Below are 22,702 nucleotides of genomic sequence, written 5' to 3'. Positions count from 1 at the left end.
GCCCGACAACCGTCAGGGCTTGTCCAGCTCCTGGGCCCGAGCGGCGTCCAGTTGCTCCTGGAGCTGCTCGGACAGGGCCGTGTCCAGCCCCTTCATCAGCTCCTGCACCCGGGTCCTGGCCTCCTCGCCCGCCTGCTCGTCGTCGGTGCTCAGCACCGCGTTCTGCACCAGGACCAGGGCCTTGGCCTCGTAGAAGGGCATCTGCATCTTGCGGAACAGCGTGGCCGCCTGCTGGAAGATGGCCACGGCCTGCCTCGGGTCGCCGTCCGCGAGCGCCAGCTCCCCGAGCGAGCTCAGGACCTGCGCCTTGGCCAGGCGCTGGTTGTAGGTGTCGGCCACCGCGAGCGCGCGGCGCAGCACGGTCTCGGACTCGCCGAGCGCCCCCCGGCGCAGGTGGCTGACGCCCAGCCCGATCAGGCTGTACGCCTCGCCCACCGGATCGCTGATGTCACGGGTCGCGGTCAGCGACTGCTCGAAGGCCTCCGCGGCCACCGGATACTCCTCGGCCCGCAGATGGGTCATCCCGATCCGGTAGAGCACCTGGGCCCGCACCCTCCTGCCGCCGTGCGCGTTGCTGCGTACCAGGGCCTCGGCGAGCAGCAGCTTGGCACCGTCGATGTCCTCGCAGTCCAGCCGGAGCTGGGCGAGGCTGTGCAGAACGTAGGCCAGCTCCCCCTCGTGCCCGGAGTTGCGGAAGATCGCCAGCGCCTCCTCGTAGTGGTTCGAGGCCTCCTCGATGCGGCCGTTGAGCCGGTCGAGCAGGCCCAGGTTGTGCAGCACCCTGGCGGTCCACAGCGCGTCGCCCACCTCGCGGGAGTGCTCCAGGGCCAGCCTGAAGTTGCGCCTGGCGTCGACGAAACGCTGCTCGGTGATGGCCAGCGCCCCGATGGAGTAGCGGGCCGCGGCCTGGCCCCGCTTGTCCCTCGCCTGCCTGGTGACCTCCAGCGCGACCTCGTGGATCTCGCGCCAGTCGTCCAGGTAGACCCGCGACTCGAAGAACTGCTCGGCGGTCACCGCGAGCCCCCAGCACAGCTCGACGAAGCCGGCCTGGGCCGCCTGCCTGATGGCCGAGACGATGGTGGCGCGCTCCCGCTCGAACCACTGGATCGGCTGCGCGACCAGCTTCTGGACCAGGTTCTGGGGCAGCGACCAGTACGCGGAGGCGTCCAGGACGCGCAGGTCGAGGCCGTACTCCTGGAGCCTGGCCGCGTCGGTCAGCGCGAGCAGGGCACCGAGCACCCTGGCCAGCGCCGCGCTGCGCTCCCCCGCCGGCTCCTCGGCGGCCAGCCGCTCCCTGGCGAACACCCGGATGAGGTCGTGCAGGCGGTACTGGGCGTGCACGCCGTGCCCGCGACCGGTGAGCTCCACGAGTTGCGCGTCCGCCAGGTCGTCCAGCAGGTCCTGCGCGTCGTGCAGCGGCTTGTTCAGCAGCGCCGCGCTGATCCACGCGGAGAACACGTGCGTGTCGAGGATCGCCAGCCGGCGGAAGAGCCGCCTGGCCTCCTCGCTGATGCCGTCGTAGGTCAGCGAGATACTGGCCCTGATCCCCATCTCGCCGTGCTGGAGCTCGTCCAGCCTGCGGGTCTCGTCCTGGAGCCGGTCGGCGAGCTGCTCGACGCTCCAGTGCGGGCGCGCGGACAGGCGCGCTCCCGCGATGCGCAGCGCCAGGGGGAGCTGCCCGCACAGTTCGGCCAGCGCCGTGGCGTGCTCGGCCTCCGACAGCACCCGCTCCGACCCCGCGATGCGGGCGAGCAGGTCCACGGCCTCCGGGGCCTCGAAGACGCCCACGTCCACGTGGGTCGCCCCGGCCAGCCCCGCCAGCCTGGATCGGCTGGTGACGATCACGCATGAGGCCGGGTTGCCCGGTAACAGGGGCCTGATCTGGCTCTCGCTCTCCGCGTCGTCCAGCACGATCAGCATCGGCCGGTCGGCGATCAGCGTCCGGTACATCTCCGCCCGCTCCTCCAGCTCCTCGGGCAGCGCGTTGCCCGGCACGCCCAGCACCCGCAGGAACCGCCCGAGCACCTGCATCGGGGTGACCGGGCGGGCGATCCCGCCGTGCAGGTCGGCGAAGAGCTGGCCGCCCTCGAAGGACTCGGCGAGGAGATGGGCCACGTGCACCGCGATCGTGGTCTTGCCCACCCCGGCCTTGCCCCCGATGACGATGATCGGCACGGCCAGCCGGACCGTGTCGTAGCCGGCCAGCATCCTGCGGATCTGGTCGACCTCCTGCGTCCGGCCGGTGAAGTCGGCGATGTCGGTCGGCAGCATGGCGGGGACGTTCGGCACTCCGGGGCTGGGGGGTGGCGGTGCCGCCGGGGACTGCTGCTGTTGTGCCCTGGGTACGTCGAGGCTCTCGGCGGAGGTCAGGATCGCATGTTCGAGCTGCTGGAGGCGCTCGTTGGGCTCGATGCCGAGTTCCTCGATCATCATGGTTCGGCCGTCGCGGTAGACCTGGAGCGCCTCCGCCTGCCGGCCGGAGCGATACAGGGCCAGCATGAGCTGTCCGCGGAGCCGTTCGCGCAGGGGGTGCTCCTCGACCAGGCCGGTCAGCTCGCCCACCAGCTCGTGGTGCCGGCCGAGGTCCAGCTCAAGGTCGATGCAGTCCTCGTTCGCGGAGATCCGGCGCTCGTTGAGCAGGCCCGCGGCCGACTGCACGACCCGGCTGTCGATGCCGTCGAGGGCGGAGCCGCGCCACAGCGACAAAGCCTCGCGGTAGTGCCTGATCGCCTCCTCCAGGCTGTCGCCTTCCCGGGCCCGGCGAGCCTTCGTCAGGAGCTTCTCGAAATGGTGGGCATCGATTTGCTCGGGGTTTACCTGGATCGCGTAACCGTGCGGCCGGGTGACGATGACTTCTGGACCGGCGTGGGTGGCGAACATGCGCCGGAGCGCCGAGATGCAGATCTGCACCTGGGCCCGTGAGGTGTTCGGCGGGTCGTCTCCGTAAATCGCCTCCATGAGGCGACCGACGGTGACCGTGCGATTCGCCTCGAGGACCAGAGCTGCGAGGACCGTCTGCTGCCTGACTCCTCCAAGATCCAATTGCTGTCCAGCAACAGAGACTTCAAGTACCCCCAAAATGCGAAATTCCACGCATACTCCTTGAGGCAAACTCCATTAGCCGGGGGAGCAGTCGGAAACGGTCACCTCCCCCTGAGCGAGAAGCCCAGGTGATCCATTGAGCACCGCCAATGTATAGTTTTGCGCGATCGTACAACTTACTGCATTGGGGCACCAGCTAGCCTGCAGGATAGTTCACCAGTTATCAACTCAACCGGGAACACCAATCGGCCGGAGACCTCAGGTCTCCGGCCGATGGCTGGACCGCGAACCGGCCGGAGGCCCCACACCTCCGACCGGCCAGTGATCAGCACGTGTGCCAGGGCTCCCCGCAGGGAAGAGGGGCAGCGTTCGCCGCACCGGCGGTGATCGCGCCGGCTACGGCCATCCCGCCGGTGCCGGCGATCACGGTGATGAGGACGATTCCGACGGCCTTGACGCTGAGTCGCTTGCTCATTTTCTGCCTGCCTCTGCCTCGCCCGGTAAGCCCCGTTGGCTTCCGATCAGGTGAACTGCCGTCACAGTCACAAGCCGGCCCATCCGCTCCTTATTGGATCTCTTCCGCATCGATATCAACGCAGGTCAGAAGCGTTTTCGCGGGGATTTTCCGGCCAGGACGCCGCGCCGGCGGGACGTTTCGCGACCACAGCGCGGTGATCGCCGCTCGATGGCGGCACGGCCGCGGGGATAGCGCGGCGAAGGCGATCCGATAGTGCGGCCCGCGACATTCGACGCAGGCCCGGGTGGACCTCCGCAGAGCGGCGGCACCCGGGCAGCAAGAGGCAGGCGGAGCCAGACCCGCTGGGAACTCAGGAGGATAGGTGGCCTCGAGATGGGCATAGCCGTTCAAGCGCTGGACAGCGTCTACGGAAGGTCGGCGGCCGGCATCAGGGCACGCCTCGAACACGCCGGGCTCAGCGGCTGGCGCGTGCAAGCGGAGGCGGAGACCGACGAGGACGGCTACGTCAAGGCATGGCGTGAGCGGGCGTTCGCCCGCGGGCTGTACCGCATCATCTTCGACAGCGACCGATACTTCGTCACCCTGGGGCTCAGCGCCGCGTACCCGGAGATCTCCGTGATGTTCCGGATGCAGGACGACAGCGGTCCGGACGAGATCCGGATCAGGCTCCAGCTCCTCCTGTCACCGCACGCCTACTCCACGTATTTCGGCTCGCACGGGTAACGGTGTTCACAGTGAAGTCCTTCCGCTACAGCGCTCCAGATCCCCTGCCCCCGACGGACAGGGCATGGCCCGACGCCACCATCACCACCGCGCCTCGCTGGCTCTCCACCGATCTGCGCGACGGCAACCAGGCCCTGGCCAGGCCGATGTCCCCGGCCCGCAAGCAGGCGATGTTCGACCTGCTCGTCCGCATGGGATTCAAGGAGATCGAGGTCGGTTTCCCGGTCGCCAGCCAGTCGGACCACGCCTTCCTGCGCACGCTCATCGATCGGGAGCTCATCCCCGACGACGTCCGCATCACCGTGCTCGTCCAGGCCAGGGACGAGCTGATCAGGAAAACCGCGGAGAGCCTGGAAGGCGCGCCGCGGGCGACCATACACATGTACAGCGCCACCTCGCCGTTCTTCCGGCGGATGGTGTACGGGATGAGCCGCGACGAATGCAAGGACCTGGCCGTCCACGGCACCCGGTTGGTCATGAAATACGCCGAACGCCTCCTCCCCGGCTGCGACGTGGCCTACCAGTACTCCCCCGAGCACTTCGCGGAGACCGAGCCCGAGTTCGCCCTGGAGGTCTGCGAGGCCGTCATGGACCTCTGGCAGCCGGACGAGCACCGCGAGATCATCCTCAACTTCCCCACGACGGTCGAGCGCACCATGCCCAACGTGTTCGCCGACCGGATCGAGTGGCTGCACCGGAACCTGTCCAGGCGCGAGCACGTCTGCCTGTCGGTGCACCCGCACAACGACCGCGGCACCGGGGTCGCCACCGCGGAACTGGCCGTGCTGGCGGGTGCCCAGCGCGTCGAGGGCTGCCTGTTCGGCAACGGGGAGCGCGCGGGCAACGTGGACCTGGTCACGCTGGGCCTGAACCTGTTCACCCACGGCATCGACCCGGGGCTCGACTTCTCCGACCTCGTCGGCATCCGCCGCACCGTGGAGCAGGCCACGGGGCTGCCCGTGCACCCGCGCCATCCCTACGGCGGCAGCCTGGTCTACACCTCCTTCTCCGGCTCTCATCAGGACGCCATCAAGAAGGCCTCCGACGCCATGGCGGCCGCGGCGGAAGCGGCGGAGACGCGGGTCGACCGCATGCCGTGGCGGGTGCCGTACCTGCCGCTGGACCCGCGCGACGTGGGCCGTACGTACGAGACCGTCGTACGCATCACCAGCCAGTCGGGCAAGGGCGGGCTGGCCTACGTCCTGGGCCAGTGGCGGGGACTCCAGCCGCCGCGTGACCTGCTGGTGGAATTCGCCGGCCTGGTCCAGACGCGGGCCGACGCCGAGGGCGGCGAGATCTCCCCGGGCCGGATCCTCGGCATGTTCCAGCGCGAGTACGTCCGGGCCCCCGAGACCCCGGAGCTCCCCGAACCGGACGACGAGCCCATGACCACGGTCCTGTACGTGGACGGCGGGGGCTTCGACTCCGGGCCAGACCGGGTGGACGCCGTCGAGCGCGTCCGCCGGATGCTCACCGAACGCGGCTTCGACCTGCGCGCCGTGCACCACACGGAGCGGGCGGGTCGGCAGTCGCGCATGGACACGGCGGTCTACGCCGAATGTCACGTTGGCGGGCGTTCCTTCTGGGGCGTCGGCCTGGAATGCGATATCGAGACAGCCGCGCTGTCGGCCGTGTGCTCGGCCCTGGTCCGGGCGGGGTCACGTGTGGCCGCCACCGGAGGTGGATCATGGAATTGGTCGAACGAACCGAGTCACTGAACGTCCTCGAAGAACTGCTCGCCCACGCGGTGCTGGGCAAGGGCGGCGTGGCCATGCTCAGTGGCCCGGTCGCGAGCGGCAAGAGCGCCTTGCTGCACGCCCTCGCCGAGCGCTCGATCGACCTGGGAGTGCTGTCCATCACGGCCACCGGCTCGCGCATGGAGCAGGACATCCCGATGGGCGTGCTCAGCCAGTTGCTGCAGGACGCCCCGCTCGTCTCCGAGGAACGCGACAGGGCGCTCGGACTGCTGACCGAGGGATCGCGCAGCGCGATGTCGTCGGGTTTCCAGGCGGGCGCGCTCCAGCAGGTGGACGCCCAGATCGTGCACGCCCTGTGCACGGTTCTGCTGGAGCTGGCGGACCGCTATCCCCTGCTGATCACGGTGGACGACGCGCAGCACGCCGACCGGGCGTCCCTGCTGTGCCTGGCCTACCTGGCCCGCCGGGTGCGCGCCACCCGGATGGTGATGGTCTTCAGCCATCCTGACCAGCAGCGTCAGAGCGAGAACTTCTTCCAGACGGAGCTGCTGCGCCAGCCGCAGTGCCGGCACATCCGGCTCGAACCGCTCTCGCGGGGCGGCGTGATGTCGCTGATCTCCGAACGGCTCGGCACCACGACGAACGAGCGGTTCATCGACGAGTGGTACCAGCTCAGCGGCGGCAACCCGCTGCTGGCCGCGGCCCTGGCCGACGACTACCGCGACCACCTGCGGACGGGCGCGAGCCCGCCCAACGAGGTCGTCGTGTCGGACCGGTACGGCCAGGCCGTCCTGTCGAGCCTGCACCGCGGCGAGCCCGAGACGCTCAGGGTGGCGCGCGGGCTGGCGATCCTGGGCGAGCCCGACGGCCTGGCCTCGCTGCTCGGCACCCCGCAGTCCCACGTGACCAGGGAGATGCAGGCGCTCACCACCACCGGGCTGGTCAGGTTCGGCGTGTTCGGGCATGAGGTGGCGCGCTCGGCAGTACTGCGGGACATGGACGTCCAGGAGCGGATGGACCTGCACCGGCGGGCGGCGGAGCTGGCCTACGACGCCGGGGCGCCGGCCGTCGTGGTGGCCGACCATCTCCTGCAGGCGAGCAAGTCCAGTGCCCCCTGGCTGATCACGGTGCTGGAGGAGGCGGCCAGGAGCGCGCTGCGCAGCGGGTACGTCGAGGACGCCATCGCCTACCTGCGGATGGCCTGGCGGGAGTGCACGGATGAGACCTACCGCGCGAAGATCATGACCATGCTGGTGCGGGCGGAGTGGCGCATCAACCCGGTCGCGCCCGCCGGCCACCTCAACGAGCTCACCGACGCGATGCACCGCGGCAGCCTGCGCGGCAGCGACGCCATCGTGCTCTCGCGCGCGCTGCTGTGGCACGGCAGGTTCGACGACGCGCGCGAGGTGCTCGAACAGCTCAACGAGAGCGAGGCCATCGACGACGCCGAGACGCTCAGCGAGCTGGTCATCGCCCAGCTGTGGCTGCGCACCACCCACCCCCCGTTCCAGCAGCACCTGCGGCATCCCGTCAAGGAGCACGGCCTCGCGGCCGTGGCCTCGGTGGCGGCCAGCCGCCGGCTGGAGTCCGCGCTCGCGCTGGCCGAGGTCCTCTCCAGAGGTCCCCGGGAGGAGGACATGGGTTCCATCGAACGCATCCTGGAGGGCTCGCGCCTGGACGAGATGTCGATGGACACCGTGGAGAACGCGCTGCTCGCCCTCACCTACGCGGGGCAGTGCGAGCGGGCCACGCCCTGGTGCGACCTGTTCTTCGTGGAGGCCTCCTCACGCCACTCGCCCAGCCGCCAGGCCAGGCTCGCCGCCATCCGGGCCGAGATCGCCATCCGCAAGGGGGACATGCAGGGCGCCGACCACTACGGCCGCATCGCCCTGGACATCATCCCCTTCAGCGGCTGGGGGGTCGCGGTCGGCGGGCCGCTGAGCAGTCTTATCCTGGCCGCGACGGCGACCGGCAACTACCACGCCGTCGCCGACCACCTGGAGCAGCCGATCCCCGAGGCGATGTTCGAGACCAGGTACGGCCTGCACTACCTCTACGCCAGGGGCCGCTACAGCATGGCCATCGACTACCCGGCGCTGGCGCTGCGTGACTTCCAGCGCTGCGGCGAGCTGATGACCGCGTGGGACCTGGACGTGCCCGGGCTCGTGCCGTGGCGGGCCGACGCCGCCGAGGCGTGCCTGCGGATGGGCCGCACGGATGAGGCCCGCCAGCTCGTCGAGGCCCAGCTTGCCCGCTGCGACCAGCAGACGCCGCGCGCCAAGGGCATCGCGATGCGGGTGCTGGCGGCCACCTCCGAGCTGCGCAGCCGTCCGGCGCTGCTCCGGCAGGCCGCCGAGTTCCTGCAGCGCAGCGGAGACAAGTATGAGCTGGGCAGGGCCCTGTACGACCTGGTGGAGGCCCACCAGGGACTGGGCGAGCAGCGGCGGGCCGGGCTCATCGCCGCCCAGGCGCAGGCGGTGACCAAGGAGTGCCGGGCGGAGCCGCTGACCAGCGCGCTGTCGCGGGGCGAGGACGTGGACGCGATCGCGCTCCCGCTGGCCAACGAGGTGACGGCCGCGCTCAGCGAGGCCGAACGCCGCGTGGCCGTGCTGGCGGCCATCGGCTACACCAACCGGGAGATCGCCAACCGGCTCTACATCTCCATCAGCACGGTCGAACAGCACCTCACCAGGACCTACCGGAAGCTGGAGATCCACGGGCGGGCCGACCTGCTGCCGCGCCTGGGGTTCGACGGCCAGGGCGTGCCGGAGTCGGTGCGCGAGGCCTGACCTGTTCGACATTCGAGAAGATGCCGCCGGCGGCCGGGGATGCGATGCTCATGGCACGCATCCGAGGCCCCGGCGGCCTCCTCATGGGAGGGGTGGTGGGCAGATGGCGCTGCTGACCGTCGAACGCGGGGCTCCCACGGCGGAGGAGCTCGCCGCGCTCACCGCCGTGGTGGCCGCCCGCCTCCAGGCCAGGTCCCGGCTCCAGAGCAGGGCGCGACTCGCCCGCCCCGGCCGGCCCCAGGGCGGACGGCGGCTCGCGCCGTGGGTCGTCCGCGCGGGCCTCACCCCACCCCGGCCCGCGCCCGGCGCCTGAGGAAGCCGCCCGCGGTCAGGCCCTGATCTCGCACACCATGGATCCCGAGGGGACCGTCTCCCCCACGGTGACCGTCAGGCCGCTGACCGTGCCGGGCCGGTGGGCGGTGAGCGGCTGCTCCATCTTCATGGCCTCCAGGATGACGATCGTGTCCCCGGCGGCGACCGTGGCGCCGTTCTCCGCCACGACCTTGACGATCGTGCCCTGCATGGGGCTGACCAGGACGTCCTCCCCGGTGGCGGTGGCGACGGCCGTACCGCGGCCGGGCAGGGCGGGCACCTCCCAGGCGGGCTCTGACGCGAGCAGGGCGGGCAGCGTGATCTCCAGCCGCTTGCCCTCCACCTCGACCGTGACGCGCTCCCGCCGGTCCGCGCGCCCCGCCGGCTCGGCGTTCGCGGGCGGCAGCGGGTGGTCGAAGTCGTCCTCGATCCAGCGCGTGTGCACGCCGAAGGGCGCCGAGGTGAAGGCCGGGTCGGCGACGACGGCGCGGTGGAAGGGCAGCACGGTGGGCAGCCCGCCGATCTCCAGTTCGGCCAGCGCCCGCCGCGCCCTGGCCAGGGCCTGCGTCCGGTCGCGGCCCGTCACGATCAGCTTGGCGAGCAGCGAGTCCAGCTCCTGCGGAACCGTCATCCCGGCCGTGTAACCGGCGTCCACCCGGATGCCCGGCCCCTCCGGCATCCGCCAGGAGGTGATGGGCCCCGGGGTGGGCAGGAAGCCCCGGCCGGGGTCCTCCGCGTTCAGCCGGAACTCGATGGAGTGGCCGCGCGGGCTCGGGTCGTCGTAGCCGAGCGGCTCGCCGTCGGCGATGCGGAGCTGCTCGCAGACCAGGTCGATCCCGGTGACCTCCTCGGTCACGGGGTGCTCGACCTGGAGCCGGGTGTTGACCTCCAGGAACGAGATCAGCCCGGTCGAGCTGACCAGGAACTCGCAGGTGCCCGCGCCGACGTAGCCGACCTCGCGGAGGATCGCCTTGGAGGAGTCGTACAGCAGGCGGAGCTGCTCGCCGGTGAGGAAGGGGGCGGGCGCCTCCTCGACGAGCTTCTGGTGACGGCGCTGCAGCGAGCAGTCGCGGGTGGAGATCACCGCGACGTTGCCGTAGCGGTCGGCCAGGCACTGGGTCTCCACGTGGCGGGGCCGGTCGAGGTAGCTCTCGACGAAGCACTCGCCGCGGCCGAAGGCCGCGCGGGACTCGCGCACGGCCAGCTCGTAGAGCTCGGGGATCTCCGCCAGGGTACGCGCCACGCGCAGCCCGCGCCCGCCGCCGCCGTAGGCCGCCTTGATGGCGATCGGCAGTCCCTGCTCGCGGGCGAAGGCGACCACCTCGTCGGCGTCGCGGACCGGACCCGCCGTGCCGGGGACGAGGGGGGCGCCGACGTCCCTGGCCGTGTACCTGGCCCGCACCTTGTCCCCGAGCGCGACGATGGCGCTGGGAGGCGGGCCGATCCAGGTCAGGCCGGCCTCCCCGACGAGCTCGGCGAAGAAGGAGTTCTCGGCCAGGAAGCCGTAGCCGGGGTGGATGGCGTCCGCGCCCGACCTGCGGGCGATCTCCAGCACTCCCTCGGCGTTCAGGTAGGCCTTGACGGCGTCGCCGCCCTCCAGGCGGTAGGCCTCGTCCGCCAGCCGGACGTGCGGGGCGTCCAGGTCCGGCTCGGCGTAGACGGCGACGCTGGCGAGTCCCGCGTCGCGGCAGGCGCGGGCGATGCGGACGGCGATCTCACCCCTGTTGGCGATAAGGACCTTGCGCACGCGCCCTCCCGTGGCCGCCCCCCGAACCCGCTGGACAAGACGACGATCCCGCGCCCGGCACCGCATCGCTTCTCGGTGCGTGCCGAGCGATCCACAGCGCAATCTGGGAAATGCCGCGGCGAGATCAAGCCTCCCATTCTGTGGTCAGGCACCCCGAGGAGACGAGCATGAAGATGACTGCGAGGCTGACCACACCGGCGTCGATCGCCGTCGCCGAGCGGGTCCCGCGGCGGCGCGCTCTGATCGTCGCGGTCAGCGCTCTGGCCGGGTTCCTCCTGACGGTCGTCTGGTCGGCGGAGTTCGCCGACTCGGCCATCGGCGACAACGTCGCCAACACACTGCTCGGGCACGACGCCAAGGAGACGCCGATCGCCGGGGTGCTGGCCGGCACCGCTTTCGCCTTCGCCACCGGCGTCGCGGGGACGTTCACCGCCTGCAACATCGCCGCCTTCGGGGCGATGGCGCCGCTGCTCGGCAACGCGGGCGGACGGTGGGGACGCCTGGTGCGGGCGCTCCGGCCCCTGGGCTGGCTGGCGGCCGGGATGATCGCGGTCTCGGCGGTCTACGGGGCGGTCGCCGGGCTGGCCGGCACCCACATGCCGCAGTTCTCCACCGCGCCGAACGTCGCGGGCACCCTGTCGCCGCGCGGCATCCAGTCGATGGTGGTGTTCGGGGTGATCGGGCTGGTGCTGTGCCACCTCGGCCTGGCCGCGCTCCGCCTGGTGCCCGATCCGCTGGCGAGGCTGACCATCCGCTTTCCCGGCGCGCCGATGGTGGTCATGGGCGCGCTCATCGGCGCGTTCCTCATCGGACGGCCGTTCGGGCTGTTCCGCCGGCTTTTCAGGGACGCCGCGGCCAGCGGCAACCCGTGGTACGGCGCCGCCGCCTTCGTGCTCCAGTCCCTCGGCAACATCGTCATCATGGCGTTGCTCTTCCTCGTCGTGACACTCGTGGCCGGCGAGCGCCTGCATCGCTGGCTGGCCGCGCGGCCCGCCAGGGCGGCGGCCCTGGCGGGCGCGGCGCTCATCGTCGCGGGCGTGTTCACCTTCCTGTACTGGGACGTCAGGATGCTCGCCGCCCGGGAGATCATCCCGTGGTATCCGAGGGCGCCCTGGACCTGACCCCGGAATGCCGGCCATCACCCGGCAATCACCCTTGCGAGGATAAACAACAACACACATCGCAATTAACAAGATGCGACCTGTTGTAGCCACATATAACCATAAATGGGGCTAATAGACCCTGAGGAGATTTCATGTCGACCCTTCTGGGCTCATTACGCAGGCTCTTGCTGGCTCCATCGCTCGCCGAGGTGACATTCCAGGTCCGCGGCTTCCCCGCGCCCCCTTCCCCCGCCGTCCCCCGGCTGGAAGCCATCCCCCAGTCGGTGGTCTGCGGCTTCGAATGGGCCATCGACACGCGTGACTCCTGGGAGCTCGAACGCCGGCTGAGCATGGTGGAGACGGAGCTGCGCGGCTTCGCCTACGAGGGCGCGACCATGGCGTGCGTGGTGCTCGACGCGATGGGCGGCGGGCGCGGCAGGCGTACCAGGGAGCTGATGCTCGGCCCCGCGGCGCCGCACATCTTCCTCACCTACATCGGCATCGGCTTCGCCATGTCGAGGCTGCCCCGGCCGCTGTGGAAGAAGGTCGTCCCCGACCTGAGCGGCTCCGCCTACTACCCCGCCATGAGCTGGCTCGCCGTGGACGGCTACGGGTTCGACCTGGCCTACTTCCACACCAGGCGCTGGGTGCACGAGCAGCGCGCGCCCGTGCCCTACCCCTGGGAGGGGCGGCCGGACTACTTCCCGCGAGCCTTCGACCAGGGCGTCGGCCGGGCCCTGTGGTTCATCCACGGGGCCCACGTGCCGGACGTCGTCGTGGCGGTGCGGCGCTTCGCCGCGGACCGGCAGGCGGACCTCTGGAGCGGCGTCGGCCTGGCCGCCACGTTCGCCGGCGGCAGCGACGGCGAACGGCTCGGCGAGCTGCGGCAGGCGGCCGGCGGGCACGCGGCCGAGCTGGCCCAGGGGGCGGTGTTCGCGGCGAAGGCCCGGTCGTTCGCCGGTTACGTGCCCGCCCACACCGAGGCCGCGACCGACGCGCTCACCGGCCTGTCCGTGGCGGAGGCCGCCGCCCTGGCCGACGAGGGCGGCGTGGCCCACGACACGAGCGGTCCCGTGCCCGCCTATGAGCGGTGGCGGCAGAACGTCCGCGCGCACTTCCTCCCATCCGCCGCTCACGCCGACAAGGAGTGACCTTTTGACCAGCTCGCTCAGGGCGCTGCGCCGCCGCCTCATCACACCCGGCCCCTCCTTGATGCCGAAGACGGTCGGGGGCTTCCACGAGAAGAGCCCGGAATCCCGCGAACTGCTGGAGACGGTCGGCCACACGTTCCTGGCGGGCTACGCCCACGCGGTCGAGGCCCGCTCGCCCGCCGAGGCCGAGGAGCGGCTCGAACAGGTGCCGCGGCGCTTCAGGGGCTTCGCCTACGAGGGCGCCGGCATGGGCTTCGCCATCCTCGACGCGGTGCCGATCTGGAGCAGCGGGAACGTCGCCCGTTTCCTGGCCGGCCGCGGCGAGTTCCACAACTACATGATCTACGTCGGGGTCGGCTGGGCCATGGCCAAGCTGCCGCGCTTCCTGTGGCCGAAGAGCTCGGAGTTCGATCCGCTGCTCCACTGGCTCGTCCTCGACGGTTACGGCTTCCACCAGGCCTTCTTCCACACCGACAAGTACGTGACCCGGCACCACGTGGACCACGACTTCCCCTGGCCGGGCGGCCGCTGGGGCGCCTACGCCAACCGGGCCATCGACCAGGGCATCGGCCGGGCCCTGTGGTTCGTCGGCGGGACGGACGTCGACCGGGTCGCCTCACTGGTCGACGGCTACGACGCCGCCAGGCACCCCGACCTGTACGCGGGCGTCGGGCTGGCCGCCACCTACGCCGGCGGCAGCACGGCCACCGAGCTGCGGCGGCTGCGGGACCTGGCCGGCGACCACCGTCCCCAACTGGCCCAGGGCAGTGCGTTCGCCGCGGAGGCCAGGATCAGGGCCGGTCTGCTCGTACCGCACAACGAAGTAGCCACCGGCGCCCTGTGCGCGATCTCACCGCATGAGGCGGCGCGGATCAGTCTCCAAGCCCGCCCCGTGGAGACCCCCCGGGGCGACCTGCCCGCCTACGAGGTGTGGCGGCAGACCATCGCCGAACAGTTCGTGACACTTGGGAGGTACTAGCCGTGGCCAGGACAGCTAGGTGGCTGCGCCGACAAACACCGGGCATCGTCGCCCTGGTGCTGATGACCGCCGCGTTCGCGGTGGGGAAGCCGGGCTTCGCCTCGGACGACAAGAAGGCCGAACTGGCGCGCGCGTACGCCTTCACCCCGTTGAGCATCGCGATGCCCGGCGGCGCCAAGCAACAGACGGTGCGCAAGGTGAACCAGGCCTACGAGCACATCGACGCGTGGATCTCCTCCGTCGGCGCCGGCATCGCCATGAACGATCTCGACATGGACGGCCTGGCCAACGACCTGTGCATCACCGACACGCGCACGGACGAGGTGGTGGTGACGCCCACCCCGGGCGAGCGGTCGAGCAGGTACCAGCCGTTCGCCCTGCCCACCGGCGGCCTGCCGATGAACGCGGCGATCGCCCCCATGGGCTGCCTGCCCGGTGACTACAACGAGGACGGCAGGACCGACCTGCTCGTCTACTACTGGGGCCGCACGCCCGTCCTGTATCTGACGCGGGCCGACGCCGAGAGCCTGAGCGTCGCCGCCTACCGGCCCGTCGAGCTGGTGCCCGGCCCGAGCGGGAGCACGTACACGGGCCCGCAGTGGAACACCAACGTCGCCACCACGGCCGACTTCGACGGGGACGGCCACCTGGACATCTTCGTCGGAAACTACTTCCCCGACAGCCCCGTGCTCGACGAGACGGTCAACGGCGGGGTCGAGATGAACGACTCGCTCTCGGCCGCCGTGAACGGCGGCGAGGACTACCTGTTCCGCTGGACGGGCGCGAGCGGCGGCGCGCAGCCGGCGGCGAGCTTCCAGAAGGTCGACGACGCGCTGCCCAGGAACGTCTCCAAGGGCTGGGAGCTCGGCGCGTCCTCGGCCGACCTCGACGGCGACCAGTTGCCCGAGCTGTTCCTGAACAACGACTTCGGCCGGGACCGCCTCCTGCACAACAGGTCGACGCCAGGGAAGTTCAAGTTCGCGCTGGTCGAGGCGGCCGGCTCGGCCTGGACGCCCAAGTCCAAGCTGCTCGGGCACGACTCGTTCAAGGGCATGGGCAACGACCTGGGCGACCTCAACCGCGACGGCATCTACGACATGTTCGTCAGCAACATCACCACCTCGTTCGGCATCGAGGAGAGCAACCACCACTTCCTGTCCACCGCCAAGGACCAGGCCGACCTGCGCGCGAAGCTGCTCAAGGGCGAGGCGCCGTGGACCGATGTGAGCGGCCCGGCCCGTACCGCCTGGAGCGGCTGGGGCTGGGACGTGAAGATCGACGACTTCAACAACAGCGGCGACCTGGCCATCGCGCAGGCGACCGGCTTCGTCAAGGGCGAGGTCAACCGGTGGTCGCAGCTCCAGGAGCTGGCGACCGCGAACGACGGCGTGCTGCGTAACCCGCGCTCCTGGCCCATCGTCAAGGAGGGCATGGACATCGCCGGCACCCAGACGCTCGCCTTCTTCGTCAAGGACGGCAAGGACACCTACACCGACATATCCCCGCAGCTCGGCCTGGCGGTGCCGGTGCCCACCCGGGGCATCGCGACCGGTGACGCCAACGGCGACGGGCTGCTGGACCTGGCGGTCGCGCGGCAGTTCGACGCCCCCATCTTCTACCAGAACAAGAGCCCGGACGCCGGCGCGTTCCTCGGCCTGCGGCTGACCCACGACAGCGGCACCACCGGTGACGACGGGAAGTTCCCCGCGCTCGGCGCCCCGGTGATCGGCGCGCAGGCGACGGTGACCACGCCCGACGGGCGGCGGCTCATCGGCCGGGTGGACGGCGGCAGCGGCCACTCGGGCAGGCGCGGCAACGACCTGCACATCGGCCTCGGCCAGGACGCCACCGGGCCGCTGCAGGTGCACCTGAAGTGGCGTGACAGGACCGGGCAGGTCCGCCAGCAAGACCTCCAGCTCACTCCCGGCTGGCACTCGCTCAAGCTCGGCGCACAAGCCAAGGAGGGCTGACGACATGGCCGAGAAAACGACCACCCCGCCCCGTCACGACGCCAAGGTCATCACGGCCCTGCGTAACTTCGCCATCTCGATCACGGTCTTCAACATCCTCGGGTACACGGTGCTCGGCTTCGAGCAGCCCTACACCTGGCCGTTCATCGCGCTGGCCACCGGATACACGACCGAGATCGTGCTGGAGATCATCGGCGCCAGGTCGGAGGGCCGCGCGCCGCGCTTCCGCGGCAACGGCTTCCGCGGCCTGGTGCAGTTCCTCTACCCCGCCCACATCACCAGCATCGCGCTGAACATGCTGATCTACGTCAACGACCAGATCGGCGTCATGATCTTCGGGGTCATCGTCGCGGTCGGCACGAAGTGGGTGCTGCGGGCACCGGTACGCGGCCGCATGCGCCACTTCATGAACCCGTCGAACTTCGGCATCGCGGTCATCCTGCTGCTGCTCCCCTGGGCCAGCATCGCCCCGCCGTACCACTTCACCGAGCACGTGACCAACCCGATCGACTGGATCATCCCCGGCGTGATCATCCTCGGCGGGACCATGCTGAACGGCAAGCTCACCAACCGGATGTGGGTGGTCGTCTCCTGGGTGGCCGGCTTCGCGCTCCAGGCGGTCGTCCGCGGCCTGATCGTCGACGACATCTCGATCCTCGGCGGGCTGGCCATGATGACCGGCGTGGCGTTCGTCCTGTTCACCAACTACATGATCACCGACCCCGGTACGAGCCCGTCCAAGCCGCTGTCGCAGATCGCCTTCGGCGGCGGCGTGGCCGCCACGTACGGTCTGCTCCTGGCCATGAACATCCCGTACGCGATCTTCTTCGCGACGGCCCTGGTCTGCCTCATCAGGGGCGGGTTCCTGTGGTCCCTGGAGATCGTCGACCGGTCCCGCGCACGGGACGCCGAGCAGGTCCAGATCGCGGCCGCGAGGGCGCTCGACCCCGTCAAGAAAGAGGCCGCTTCCGCATGAGCAGGATCGCGATCGTCGGCATGGCGTGCCGCTACCCTGATGCCGCCTCACCCCGTGAGCTGTGGGAGAACGCGGTCGCGGGTCGCCGGGCCTTCCGCCGCCTGCCGGACGAGCGCATGCGGCTGGAGGACTACTGGGACGCCGACCCCGCCACCCCCGACCGCTTCTACGCCCGCGAGGCGGCGGTCATCGAGGGGTACGAGTTCGACAGAGTCGCCTACCGCATCGCCGGCAGCACCTACCGCTCGACGGACCTGACCCACTGGCTCGCGCTCGACGTGGCGGCCCAGGCGCTGGTCGACGCCGGGTTCCCCAAGGCGGAAGGGCTGCCGCGGGAGCGCACCGGCGTCGTCGTGGGCAACACCCTGACCGGGGAGTTCACCAGGGCCAACACCATGCGCCTGCGCTGGCCGTACGTGCGGCGGACCCTGGCGGCCGCGCTCAGGGAGCAGGGCTGGGAGGACGACCGCCTGGCCGAGTTCCTTGCGGGCTACGAGGCCGTCTACAAGAGCCCGTTCCCGGACGTCAACGAGGACACGCTGGCCGGCGGGCTGTCCAACACGATCGCCGGGCGGATCTGCAACTACTTCGACCTCAACGGCGGCGGCTTCACGGTGGACGGGGCGTGCTCGTCCTCGCTGCTGTCGGTGACCACGTCGGCCAAGGCGCTGGCCGACGGCGAACTGGACGTGGCCATCGCCGGCGGCGTGGACCTGTCCATCGACCCCTTCGAGATCATCGGCTTCGCCAAGACCGGCGCGCTGGCCAAGAGCGAGTTCCGGCTGTACGACCGGCACTCCAACGGATTCTGGCCGGGCGAGGGCTGCGGCATGGTCGTGCTGATGCGCGAGGAGGACGCGGTGGCGGCCGGGCACCGCGTCTACGCGACCATCCCGGGCTGGGGCATCTCCTCCGACGGCAAGGGCTCCATGACCAGGCCCGAGGTCAGCGGCTACAAGCTGGCGCTGCGCCGGGCCTACGAGCGGGCCGGATTCGGCATCGAGACCGTGGGCCTGTTCGAGGGCCACGGCACCGGCACCGCGGTCGGCGACGCCACGGAGCTGACCGCGCTGTCCGAGGCCAGGACGGAGGCGGGGGCCGACGTCCAGGTGACGGTCGGGTCGATCAAGGCCATGATCGGGCACACCAAGGCGGCGGCGGGAGTCGCCGGCCTGATCAAGGCCACGATGGCGGTGCACGAGCAGGTTCTGCCGCCCACCCTCGGCTGCCGGGACCCGCACGAGATCCTGACCGGCGACTCGGCCGCCCTGCGGGTCACCCGCAGGGCCGCGCCGTGGCCGGCGGGCGTCCCGGCCCGCGCCGGCGTCACCGCCATGGGCTTCGGCGGAATCAACACGCACGTGGTGGTCGAGGGAGGCGGCGGGGCGCCGCGCCGCCGCGCGGCGCTGCCCACCCGTGCCCGGGCGCTGGCCTCCTCGCTGCAGGACGCCGAGCTGCTGCTGGTGGACGCCGCCTCGCCGGGCGAGCTGGCCGAGCGGCTGGCCGAGCTGGTCGCGTTCGTGCCGCGGCTGTCCTACGCCCAGCTCTCCGACCTGGCCCGCACGCTGCAGCGCGGCCTGCGCGACCTGTCGTGCCGCGCCGCCGTCGTCGCCGCCTCTCCCGAGGAGGCCGAGCGGCGGCTGCGCCGGCTGCTGGAGGCGCTGGAAGGCGGCCGGACCACGCTGACGACCTCCGACGGCCGGGCCTTCCTCGGCCGGGTCGAACGGACCTGCCGCGTCGGCTTCCTCTTCCCCGGGCAGGGCTCGGGCCGGGGCACCAGCGGCGGCGCGCTGAGCCGCCGCTTCGCCGAGGCCGAGGAGATCTACCGGCGGGCGGCGCTGCCCGCCGGCGGCGACGTGGTGGCCACCGCGACCGCGCAGCCGCGCATCGTCACCGGCTCGATGGCCGGCCTGCGGGTTCTCGACCTGCTCGGCGTGAGCGCCGAGGTCGCGGTGGGACACAGCCTGGGCGAGCTGTCCGCGCTGCACTGGGCGGGCGCGATGGACGAGGAGGCGCTGCTGCGCCTGGCCGCCGCGCGCGGCCGGGCGATGACGGACAACAGCGCCACCGGCACGATGGCCAGCCTGCGCGCGGCCCCTGACGTGGTCGCCGGGCTGCTGGCGGGCGGACCGGCGGTGATCGCCGGCTACAACGGGCCCGAGCAGACGGTGGTGGCCGGGCCGGTCGAGGCGGTCGAGGCCGCCGGGCGCGCCGCGGCGGAGGCCGGGGTGGTGTGGACCAGGCTGGCGGTGTCGCACGCGTTCCACTCGCCGCTGGTCGCACCGGCCGCGGAGGTGCTGGGCGGATATCTGGCCGAGGAGGACTTCGGCACCGTCGAGGGGCGGGTCGTGTCCACGGTCACCGGCGAGCAGGTGCGCCGCGACGCCGACCTCCCCGCGCTGCTGCGGGAGCAGATCACCGCGCCTGTGCGCTTCGCCGAGGCGGTCGAGGCCGCGGCCGCGGAGGTCGACCTGTTCATCGAGGTCGGCCCCGGCCGGGTGCTCACCGGGCTGGCCACGGCGATCACGGACGTGCCCGCCGTCGCGCTGGACACCGACGACGAATCGCTGGCCGGGCTGCTCAAGGTGGTGGGCGCGGCCTACGTGGCCGGGGTCCCGCTCGTACCGGAGGAGCTGTTCCACGGCAGGCTCACCAAGCCGCTGGAGATCGGCGCGCGGTTCGGCTTCTTCGCCAGCCCGGCCGAGCAGGCGCCGCAGGTCGGCGTGGGCGCGGCCGTCCGGCGGGCGGAGCCCGCGCAGCCCCGGCAGGCGCCGGCCGCCGCCGCGGCGGAGGCCGGGGACGCGGCCGAGTCGGGGGTGGACCTGCTGCGCCGCCTGGCCGCCGAGCGAGCCGAGCTGCCACTGGAGATGGTCTCGCCCGACAGCAGGCCGCTGGACGAGCTGCACCTCAGCTCGGTCACGGTGATGCACATCATCGACCAGGCCGCGCAACGGCTGGGCGTGTCGGCCGCCATGGCGCCGACGAACCTGGCCACCGCCAGCCTGAGCGAGCTCGGGCGGGCGCTGGAGGAGCTGGCGGGCAAGCCCCAGCCGCAGAGCGCCGGGACGATCGCGGGGACGGCGGCCTGGGCCAGGCCCTTCGCCGTGGAGCTCGACGAGGTGCCGCTCGCGGCGACCGGGCCGGCGCAGGAGAGCGGGCCGTGGCAGGTGTACGCGCCCGCGGAGTTCCCGCTCGCCGAGCGGCTGCGCAGCGCGCTCGAACAGGAGAAGGTCGGTTCCGGTGTGCTGGTGTGCCTACCGAGCGACGTCGCCGAGGAGCACCTGGAGCAGGCGCTGCAGGGCGCCAAGGCGGCGCTGGCGGGCGCCCGGGGCAGCAGGTTCGTCCTGGTCCAGGACGGCCGGGGCGCGGCCGGCCTGGCCAAGACGCTGCGCCTGGAGGCCCCGCACCTCCTCGTTACCGTCGTGCACGTACCGCCCCGGCCGGAGGCGGTCGCCTGGGTGGTGGCCGAGGTAGCCGCCACCACCGGCTTCACCGAGGCGTACTACGACGAGCGGGGGGTGCGCAGGCTGCCGACCCTGCGGGCGCTGCCGCCCAGGCAGGCCCGCACGGAGCAGCCGCTCGACGGCTCGGACGTGCTGCTGGTGACCGGCGGCGGCAAGGGCATCACCGCCGAGTGCGCGCTGGCGGTGGCCGTGGACAGCGGCGCGAAGCTGGCCGTGCTCGGCCGTTCCAGCCCGGACGACGACGAGGAGCTGGCCGCCAACCTGCGCAAGATGGCCGAGGCCGGGGTGGGCGTGCACTACGCCCGCGCCGACGTCTCCGACCAGGACCAGGTACGGCGGGCCGTCGGCGAGGCGGAGGCGGCCCTCGGCCCGGTCACCGCCGTGCTGCACGGCGCGGGCCGCAACGAGCCCGGCATGCTGGCCGGGCTCGACCTGGCGGCGTTCGCCAGCACCTTCGCCCCCAAGGTCGACGGCCTGCGCAACGTGCTGGCGGCGGTCGACCCCGGCCGGCTGCGCCTGCTGGTGACGTTCGGCAGCATCATCGGCAGGGCGGGGCTGCACGGCGAGGCGCACTACGCCACCGCCAACGAATGGCTGGCCGATCTGACCACCGAGGTGGCGCGGCGGAATCCGGGGTGCCGCGGCATCTGCATGGAGTGGTCGGTCTGGTCCGACGTCGGCATGGGCGAGCGCCTGTCGGTGGTGGACCACCTGTCCCGCGAGGGCATCACGCCCATCACGCCCGAGCAGGGCGTGGCGATCATGCGGCGCCTGGTGACCGACCCGGACGCGCCCTCGGTCGTGGTGATCAGCGGCCGGACGGGGTCCATCGACACCGTACGGCGCGACCTGCCCGCGCTGCCGCTGCTGCGGTTCGTGGGCAAGCCGCTGGTCCGCTACCACGGCGTCGAGCTCGTCACCGAGGTCGAGCTGAACAGCGGCACCGACCCCTACCTGGCCGACCACCTGCTGGACGGGAACCTGCTGTTCCCCGCCGTGTTCGGGCTGGAGGCGATGGCGCAGGCGGCGCACGCGGTGACCGGGGACGGCACCACGCCGGCGTTCGAGCAGGCGGAGTTCCTGCGGCCGATCATCGTGCGGCCGGACTCCAGCACCACGCTGCGCGTCGCCGCGACCGTCACCGACCAGGACACGGTCGAGGTGGCGATCCGCAGCGCGGACTCCGGGTTCGAGGTGGACCACTTCCGCGCCCTGGTGGACCTCTCCGGCGCCGTGCCGCCCGGCGGGCCGCCCGACCAGGTGGCCGACGGGCTGCCGCCGGTGGACCTGGACCCGCCCGCCGAGATGTACGGCGACGTGCTCTTCCAGGGCGCCCGGTTCCAGCGGTTGCGCCGCTACCACCGGGCCGCCGCCCGCCACGTGGACGCGGACGTGACGGTCTCCGGCGCGCGGGACTGGTTCGCCGCCTTCCTCCCCTCCGACCTGCTGCTCAGCGACCCCGGCATGCGGGACGCGCTGATGCACGGCAACCAGGTCTGCGTGCCCGACGCCACCCTGCTGCCCACCGGCATCGAGCGGCTCTACCCGGCGAGCGGCGCGATGGCCGACACGCAGGTGCGGTACTGCGCCACCGAGCGCAGCCGCGAGGGTGACGCCTACATCTACGACATCGCGGCCAGGACCGCCACCGGCGAGGTCGTCGAGCGCTGGGAAGGGCTGCGCCTGCAGGCGGTGCGCAAGCAGGACGGCCGCGGGCCGTGGCTGGCCCCGCTGCTCGGCTCCTACCTGGAGCGCTCGCTGGAGGACCTGATCGGCGCCCGGGTGGCGGTGGCGGTCGGCCCCCGGAACGACGGCGCCGACGGCGTCGGGGTCGCCGTGGGACGCGCGCTCGGCCGCCCGGCCGACGTGCGGTACGACGCGGACGGCAGGCCGGAGGTCGAGGGCAGCAGGATCGCGGTCGCCCAGGGGGCCGGGGTCGTCCTGAGCGCCGCCACGCTGGGCACCGTGGCCTGCGAGGTGGCACCGGTGGGCCCGGACCCGGTCCCCACCGCGTACGCCGGGCTCGCCGAGCGGGTGGGCGCGGCACGCGGCGAGCATCCGGACACCGCGGCCGCCCGGGTGCGCGCCGCCCTGGCCTGCCTGGAACGGGCGGGAGCCGCGGCGGAGCCCCCGCTGGAGGCGGCCGAGCAGGGGCAGGCGGCGTGGGCGGTCTTCGCCTCGGGCAACCTGCGCGTCGCCACGCTGGTGACGACCCTGCGCGAGGTCAGCGACCCCGTCGTGTTCGCCATCCTGACCGAAGGGCGGCCCTAG

13 protein-coding genes are annotated in these 22,702 nt (G+C 71.9%); 10 read left to right on the top strand and 3 right to left on the bottom strand.

Going from position 1 to position 22,702, the window contains the following annotated elements:
* Positions 1-12: 12 nt before the first annotated feature.
* Both ABGB18_RS01370 and ABGB18_RS01365 read right to left on the bottom strand, forming a co-directional pair.
* Positions 13-3,093: a BTAD domain-containing putative transcriptional regulator gene (locus tag ABGB18_RS01370; RefSeq protein ID WP_347693412.1), complete on the bottom strand. Its 3,081-nt coding sequence runs from the start codon at positions 3,091-3,093 to the stop codon at positions 13-15.
* Positions 3,094-3,367: 274 nt separating this feature from the next.
* Positions 3,368-3,517, bottom strand: a complete 150-nt coding sequence (locus tag ABGB18_RS01365) for a hypothetical protein (protein WP_347693411.1) — start codon at positions 3,515-3,517, stop codon at positions 3,368-3,370.
* Between the two features lie 375 nt (positions 3,518-3,892).
* Here ABGB18_RS01365 and ABGB18_RS01360 point away from each other — a divergent pair, with 375 nt between their 5' ends.
* The 4 genes from ABGB18_RS01360 to ABGB18_RS01345 all read left to right on the top strand — a co-directional run bounded on the left by ABGB18_RS01360 (position 3,893) and on the right by ABGB18_RS01345 (position 9,042).
* Positions 3,893-4,243: a hydroxyisourate hydrolase gene (locus tag ABGB18_RS01360; protein ID WP_347693410.1), complete on the top strand. Its 351-nt coding sequence runs from the start codon at positions 3,893-3,895 to the stop codon at positions 4,241-4,243.
* A gap of 11 nt (positions 4,244-4,254) precedes the next feature.
* On the top strand, positions 4,255-5,961 hold the full coding sequence (locus ABGB18_RS01355; protein WP_347693409.1) for a 2-isopropylmalate synthase: 1,707 nt from the start codon (positions 4,255-4,257) through the stop codon (positions 5,959-5,961).
* Positions 5,931-8,729 (top strand): AAA family ATPase, encoded by a 2,799-nt coding sequence (locus tag ABGB18_RS01350; RefSeq protein WP_347693408.1) that lies wholly within the window; start codon positions 5,931-5,933, stop codon positions 8,727-8,729. The genes ABGB18_RS01355 and ABGB18_RS01350 overlap by 31 nt, the downstream gene beginning before the upstream one ends.
* A gap of 103 nt (positions 8,730-8,832) precedes the next feature.
* Entirely contained in the window at positions 8,833-9,042 is a 210-nt protein-coding gene (locus ABGB18_RS01345; RefSeq protein ID WP_347693407.1) for an acyl-CoA carboxylase epsilon subunit, read from the top strand.
* Positions 9,043-9,057: 15 nt separating this feature from the next.
* Here ABGB18_RS01345 and ABGB18_RS01340 read toward each other — a convergent pair whose 3' ends face one another.
* Positions 9,058-10,788, bottom strand: coding sequence for a biotin carboxylase N-terminal domain-containing protein (locus ABGB18_RS01340; protein WP_347693406.1), 1,731 nt, complete (start codon positions 10,786-10,788; stop codon positions 9,058-9,060).
* Positions 10,789-10,955: 167 nt separating this feature from the next.
* Here ABGB18_RS01340 and ABGB18_RS01335 point away from each other — a divergent pair, with 167 nt between their 5' ends.
* The 6 genes from ABGB18_RS01335 (at position 10,956) to ABGB18_RS01310 (ending at position 22,702) form a co-directional block, all read left to right on the top strand.
* Complete coding sequence (locus ABGB18_RS01335; protein WP_347693405.1) at positions 10,956-11,909, top strand: hypothetical protein; 954 nt, start codon at positions 10,956-10,958, stop codon at positions 11,907-11,909.
* Positions 11,910-12,043: 134 nt separating this feature from the next.
* Positions 12,044-13,042, top strand: a complete 999-nt coding sequence (locus ABGB18_RS01330; protein WP_347693404.1) for a DUF1702 family protein — start codon at positions 12,044-12,046, stop codon at positions 13,040-13,042.
* A gap of 4 nt (positions 13,043-13,046) precedes the next feature.
* Positions 13,047-14,021 (top strand): DUF1702 family protein, encoded by a 975-nt coding sequence (locus tag ABGB18_RS01325; RefSeq protein ID WP_347693403.1) that lies wholly within the window; start codon positions 13,047-13,049, stop codon positions 14,019-14,021.
* A 2-nt stretch (positions 14,022-14,023) separates the two neighbouring features.
* Positions 14,024-15,991 carry a VCBS repeat-containing protein gene (locus ABGB18_RS01320; protein WP_347693402.1) on the top strand — a complete coding sequence of 656 codons (1,968 nt, stop codon included), beginning with the start codon at positions 14,024-14,026 and terminating at the stop codon, positions 15,989-15,991.
* Between the two features lie 4 nt (positions 15,992-15,995).
* Entirely contained in the window at positions 15,996-16,967 is a 972-nt protein-coding gene (locus ABGB18_RS01315; protein WP_347693401.1) for an enediyne biosynthesis protein, read from the top strand.
* A complete protein-coding gene (locus ABGB18_RS01310; protein WP_347693400.1) occupies positions 16,964-22,702 on the top strand; it encodes an SDR family NAD(P)-dependent oxidoreductase in 5,739 nt (1,912 codons plus the stop codon). Before ABGB18_RS01315 ends, ABGB18_RS01310 begins: the two co-directional genes overlap by 4 nt.

This window comes from Nonomuraea sp. B12E4 (genome assembly GCF_039871825.1).
Lineage (GTDB): Bacteria > Actinomycetota > Actinomycetes > Streptosporangiales > Streptosporangiaceae > Nonomuraea.
This window is presented reverse-complemented; position numbering and strand designations above follow the sequence as displayed.

Coding starts and splice junctions, on each gene's coding strand:
- ABGB18_RS01360 (WP_347693410.1), top strand. CDS start 3,893: ATGGGCATAGCCGTTCAAGCGCTGGACAGCGTCTACGGAAGGTCGGCG.
- ABGB18_RS01365 (WP_347693411.1), bottom strand. CDS start 3,517: ATGAGCAAGCGACTCAGCGTCAAGGCCGTCGGAATCGTCCTCATCACC.
- ABGB18_RS01310 (WP_347693400.1), top strand. CDS start 16,964: ATGAGCAGGATCGCGATCGTCGGCATGGCGTGCCGCTACCCTGATGCC.
- ABGB18_RS01330 (WP_347693404.1), top strand. CDS start 12,044: ATGTCGACCCTTCTGGGCTCATTACGCAGGCTCTTGCTGGCTCCATCG.
- ABGB18_RS01315 (WP_347693401.1), top strand. CDS start 15,996: ATGGCCGAGAAAACGACCACCCCGCCCCGTCACGACGCCAAGGTCATC.
- ABGB18_RS01350 (WP_347693408.1), top strand. CDS start 5,931: ATGGAATTGGTCGAACGAACCGAGTCACTGAACGTCCTCGAAGAACTG.
- ABGB18_RS01345 (WP_347693407.1), top strand. CDS start 8,833: ATGGCGCTGCTGACCGTCGAACGCGGGGCTCCCACGGCGGAGGAGCTC.
- ABGB18_RS01335 (WP_347693405.1), top strand. CDS start 10,956: ATGAAGATGACTGCGAGGCTGACCACACCGGCGTCGATCGCCGTCGCC.